Annotated in this window: 5 protein-coding genes and 1 other RNA gene; 5 read left to right on the plus strand and 1 reads right to left on the minus strand. The window is 67.9% G+C overall.

Annotated elements, in window-relative coordinates; genetic code table 11:
* Window positions 1-122 precede the first annotated feature (122 nt).
* Window positions 123-314, minus strand: a complete 192-nt coding sequence (locus ABT116_RS39760; protein WP_184558735.1) for a hypothetical protein — start codon at window positions 312-314, stop codon at window positions 123-125.
* 256 nt (window positions 315-570) lie between these two features.
* Here ABT116_RS39760 and ftsE point away from each other — a divergent pair, with 256 nt between their 5' ends.
* The 5 genes from ftsE to ssrA all read left to right on the plus strand — a co-directional run bounded on the left by ftsE (window position 571) and on the right by ssrA (window position 4,473).
* Window positions 571-1,260, plus strand: a complete 690-nt coding sequence (gene ftsE, locus ABT116_RS39765) for a cell division ATP-binding protein FtsE (protein WP_003990615.1) — start codon at window positions 571-573, stop codon at window positions 1,258-1,260.
* A gap of 40 nt (window positions 1,261-1,300) precedes the next feature.
* Window positions 1,301-2,218 carry a permease-like cell division protein FtsX gene (ftsX, locus tag ABT116_RS39770; protein WP_351644755.1) on the plus strand — a complete coding sequence of 306 codons (918 nt, stop codon included), beginning with the start codon at window positions 1,301-1,303 and terminating at the stop codon, window positions 2,216-2,218.
* Between the two features lie 68 nt (window positions 2,219-2,286).
* Window positions 2,287-3,456, plus strand: coding sequence for a S41 family peptidase (locus ABT116_RS39775; protein WP_351644759.1), 1,170 nt, complete (start codon window positions 2,287-2,289; stop codon window positions 3,454-3,456).
* Between the two features lie 46 nt (window positions 3,457-3,502).
* Window positions 3,503-3,985, plus strand: coding sequence for an SsrA-binding protein SmpB (gene smpB / locus ABT116_RS39780; RefSeq protein ID WP_351644763.1), 483 nt, complete (start codon window positions 3,503-3,505; stop codon window positions 3,983-3,985).
* 99 nt (window positions 3,986-4,084) lie between these two features.
* Window positions 4,085-4,473, plus strand: a transfer-messenger RNA (tmRNA) gene (ssrA, locus tag ABT116_RS39785).
* Window positions 4,474-4,607: the final 134 nt, after the last annotated feature.

The raw sequence follows: 4,607 nt of genomic DNA on the forward strand, positions 1-4,607 counted from the left end.
CGCCCGCGGGGGCGCTGCCCCCTGAGGTTAGCCGCGTCCGTACGGACCGTGCGCCCACCCCAACACCGAGGGCCCGGAGCTAACCCTCCGGGCCCTCGGTGTTGCGCTGGGGGCTTACGCCGTCACGCGGTCTGGTGCGCCAGCAGGGCCACCGCGGCGATCAGCACCGTCAGCAGTGCGATCAGAGCCATCGGGTTCATGCCCGCCAGGAAGTTCTCCTGTTGCAGCCGCTCGCGGTTCGCGCGGCACACGGGGCAGCGGCCCTCGTTCACGGGGGACGCGCAGTTCGCGCACACCAGCCGGTCGTACGTCATGCGCTTGCCCTCCTTGCGCCGGTTCCACGTGTCCAACGTCCGTGGGGGTGGGAATGTTCCCCCTCCACTTTGCCAGGTTCCGTCGGCCGTCGCGCGGCTGCGCGTTTTCTGTGGTGGTACGCACAGTCCCCCCGCGCCCCTCGGCGCTCGGCACAAAATGGCACATCCGTGGCGCAACCACGGTCGGTGACTGCGGTGCCCCACCCGGTTCGCGTATGGTCACGCTCATCTACCCCCGGCGACCCGTGGTGCATCCGTGATCCGATTCGACAACGTCTCCAAGGTCTACCCCAAGCAGACCCGCCCCGCCCTCAGGGATGTGTCCCTGGAGGTCGAGAAAGGCGAGTTCGTCTTCCTCGTGGGGTCCTCCGGCTCCGGAAAGTCCACCTTCCTGCGGCTGATCCTCCGCGAGGAGCGGTGCAGTCACGGTCAGGTGCACGTTCTGGGCAAGGACCTCGCCCGCCTCTCCAACTGGAAGGTCCCGCAGATGCGGCGCCAGCTGGGGACCGTGTTCCAGGACTTCCGCCTGCTGCCGAACAAGACGGTCGGCGAGAACGTCGCCTTCGCGCAGGAGGTCATCGGCAAGTCGCGCGGCGAGATCCGCAAGTCCGTGCCGCAGGTGCTCGACCTCGTCGGGCTCGGCGGCAAGGAGGACCGGATGCCCGGCGAGCTGTCCGGTGGTGAGCAGCAGCGCGTCGCCATCGCGCGGGCCTTCGTCAACCGCCCCAAGCTGCTCATCGCCGACGAGCCCACCGGCAACCTCGACCCGCAGACCTCCGTCGGCATCATGAAGCTGCTCGACCGCATCAACCGGACGGGCACGACCGTGGTGATGGCCACGCACGACCAGAACATCGTGGACCAGATGCGCAAGCGCGTCATCGAACTGGAGAAGGGCCGCCTCGTCCGCGACCAGGCCCGCGGTGTCTACGGCTACCAGCACTGATACCGCACCCGAGATCCACGGAAAGGCTTAACCAGTCGCCATGCGCGCCCAGTTCGTCCTGTCGGAGATCGGTGTCGGTCTCCGCCGCAACCTGACGATGACCTTCGCCGTCGTCGTCTCCGTCGCCCTGTCGCTCGCCCTGTTCGGCGGGTCGCTCCTGATGAGCGACCAGGTCAACACCATGAAGGGCTACTGGTACGACAAGGTCAACGTCTCGATCTTCCTCTGCAACAAGAGCGATGCCGAGTCGGACCCCAACTGCGCCAAGGGCGCGGTGACCGACGACCAGAAGAAGCAGATCAAGGCCGACCTCGACAAGATGAACGTCGTCCAGGCGGTCACGTACGAGTCGCAGGACCAGGCGTACAAGCACTACAAGGAGCAGTTCGGCGACTCCCCGCTCGCCAGCTCCCTCACGCCGGACCAGATGCAGGAGTCGTACCGCATCAAGCTGAAGGACCCGGAGAAGTACCAGGTCATCGCCACCGCCTTCAACGGCCGGGACGGCGTGCAGTCCGTACAGGACCAAAAGGGCATCCTGGACAACTTGTTCAAGCTGCTGAACGGCATGAACTGGGCCGCCCGTGCGGTGATGGCGCTGATGCTGGTCGTCGCGCTGATGCTGATCGTCAACACCGTGCGCGTCTCCGCGTTCAGCCGCCGGCGTGAGACCGGCATCATGCGACTGGTCGGTGCCTCCGGCTTCTACATCCAGGCGCCGTTCATCATGGAGGCCGCGGTCGCCGGACTCATCGGCGGCACCCTCGCGTGCGGTTTCCTGCTGCTCGCCCGGTACTTCCTCATCGATCACGGACTCGCCCTGGCCGACCAGCTGACACTGATCAACTTCATCGGCTGGGACGCCGTCCTCACCAAGCTGCCGCTCATCCTCGCGACGAGCCTCCTGATGCCCGCGTTGGCGGCGTTCTTCGCGTTGCGCAAGTACTTGAAGGTGTGACGCATGCCAAGAGGGGCCGTACGGTCAACCGACCGTACGGCCCTTCCGCTTGTCCTAGACTCACCGGCATGTCAGGTCGTGACCCGTTCTGTCAGCCCCGTCGCATCCGTCGCGGGGCCGCCCTGACGTTGGTGTTCACGAGCGTGCTCGTCGCCGGTGCGGCCACCGGGGCGCTGCCCCAGGGCCAGATGAAGTCCGCGCCGGACGAGGTCCGTTCGGCGGGTTCGGCCGCACACCACGCGGATGTCGCCCGGGCCGCCGAGGAGGCCATGGCCGACGGCAAGTCCCCGATCCAGGCCGCGAAGCGCGCCGTCAGCCGGAGCGGGGACCGCTGGGGCGCCGTCTACTCCCCGGGCGAGTACGAGGAGTTCGAGGAGTCCCTCGACGGCCAGTACACCGGCGTCGGCCTGTGGGCCCGCAGTGAACGGGACGGCCGTATCGAGGTGACGAAGGTGCGCGCCGGGTCGCCCGCCGCCACCGCCGGGATCCGCCCCGGAGACCTGCTGCGCAGCGTCGACGGAGAGAAGACCGACGGCCGGCCCGTCACCGAGGTCGTCTCCTTACTGCGCGGCGACGCCACCGACGCCCCCGCGGGCACCACCGTCCGTCTCGGCCTGGAGCGCGGCAGTCGCGCGTGGACCGAAACCGTGCGCCGGGCCCAGCTGTCCACGGACTCGGTCACCGTCCGGGAGCTCGCGGGCCGCGTCACCGTCATCAAGGTCGACACCTTCACCAAGGGCTCCGGCCGCCAGGTCCGCGAAGCCGTCCGCCGGACCCCGTCCCGCGCCGGGATCGTCCTCGACCTGCGCGGCAACTCCGGCGGCCTGGTCACCGAGGCCGTGACCGCCGCGTCCGCCTTCCTCGACGGCGGCCTGGTCGCCACCTACGACGTCGACGGCGAGCAGCGCGCCCTGCACGCCGAGTCCGGCGGGGACACCACGAAACCGCTGGTCGCGCTCGTCGACGGCGGGACGATGAGCGCGGCCGAGCTCCTCACCGGTGCCGTACAGGACCGCGGACGGGCACTCGTCGTGGGCTCCCGCACCTTCGGCAAGGGCTCGGTCCAGATGCCGAGCCGGCTGCCCGACGGCTCCGTCGCGGAGCTGACCGTCGGGCACTACCGCACCCCCTCCGGCCGCGGGGTCGACGGCCGGGGCATCACGCCCGACCTGGAGACCGGCGAGGACGCCCTCCAGCGGGCCGGGACCGTACTGCGCGGCCTCGCGAGCTCCTCGTAATCGACTTTCCGCAGGGCCCCTCCGTAGTGCGAAAATGGTCGGCACTATGGCTAAGGAAAAAGGGCGCAAGCTGATCGCGCAGAACAAGAAGGCGCGGCACGACTACCTCGTCATCGACACCTACGAGGCCGGCCTGGTCCTCACCGGGACCGAGGTGAAGTCCCTGCGCCAGGGACGGGCGTCGCTGGTCGACGGCTTCGTGCAGCTGACCGACGGTGAGGCGTGGCTGCACAACGTGCACGTGCCGGAGTACAGCCAGGGCACCTGGACCAACCACAGCGCGCGGCGCAAGCGCAAGCTGCTGCTGCACCGCTCCGAGATCGACAAACTGGAGTCGAAGTCGGGGGACACGGGTCACACCATCGTGCCCCTCGCGCTGTACTTCAAGGACGGCCGGGCCAAGGTCGAGATCGCGCTGGCGAAGGGCAAGAAGGAGTACGACAAGCGCCAGGCGCTCCGGGAGAAGCAGGACCGCCGGGAGACCGACCGCGCGATCGCGGCCGTGAAGCGGAGGCAGCGCGGGGCGTAGGGAATACGCTGGCACCGACCTGCGTTGGTCACGTACGATGGTGACTGCACCCCACGGCGGGTGCGTGCCCCTCTCCGGAGGGGATTGTCAACACAACATGGGGATGATCGGTTTCGACAGCGGCTGTCGAAGCAGGGGAAGCGTGTCGAGGAAGCGGCAATGATCTCGTAAACCATATGTCGCAAAAAATAATCGCCAACACCAAGCGCGATTCCCAGTCCTTCGCCCTCGCTGCCTGATAAGCAGTGACTGAAGGACCCTAAATGGGTGTCAGCCCGGGAGCGTTCCCGACCCGGATCCTGGCATAAGCTAGGGAACTAAACCATCGAGCCCGGTCACGGGGTTCGATGGGAAATCAAACAGTGACTGGGCCCGTCGGCGACTTGTTCGCGTGATCGCCGGGGCCGAGAAAATCGCAGCGAACTGCACACGGAGAAGCCCTGATTCTGCACCGTTGGACGCGGGTTCGATTCCCGCCATCTCCACTCATCCCATGTGGGCGAAGGCCCCGCCGCTTCCGAGCGGCGGGGCCTTCGCCATGGGGTCGTGCAGAGAGCCGGGAGGTCTCATGGGCTACAGCGCGTGGATCCACAAGTTCGCCGAGGACGCCGACGTCCCCGTC

The sequence above is a fragment of the Streptomyces sp. NPDC002130 genome (assembly GCF_040296465.1).
Classification (GTDB): Bacteria; Actinomycetota; Actinomycetes; order Streptomycetales; family Streptomycetaceae; genus Streptomyces.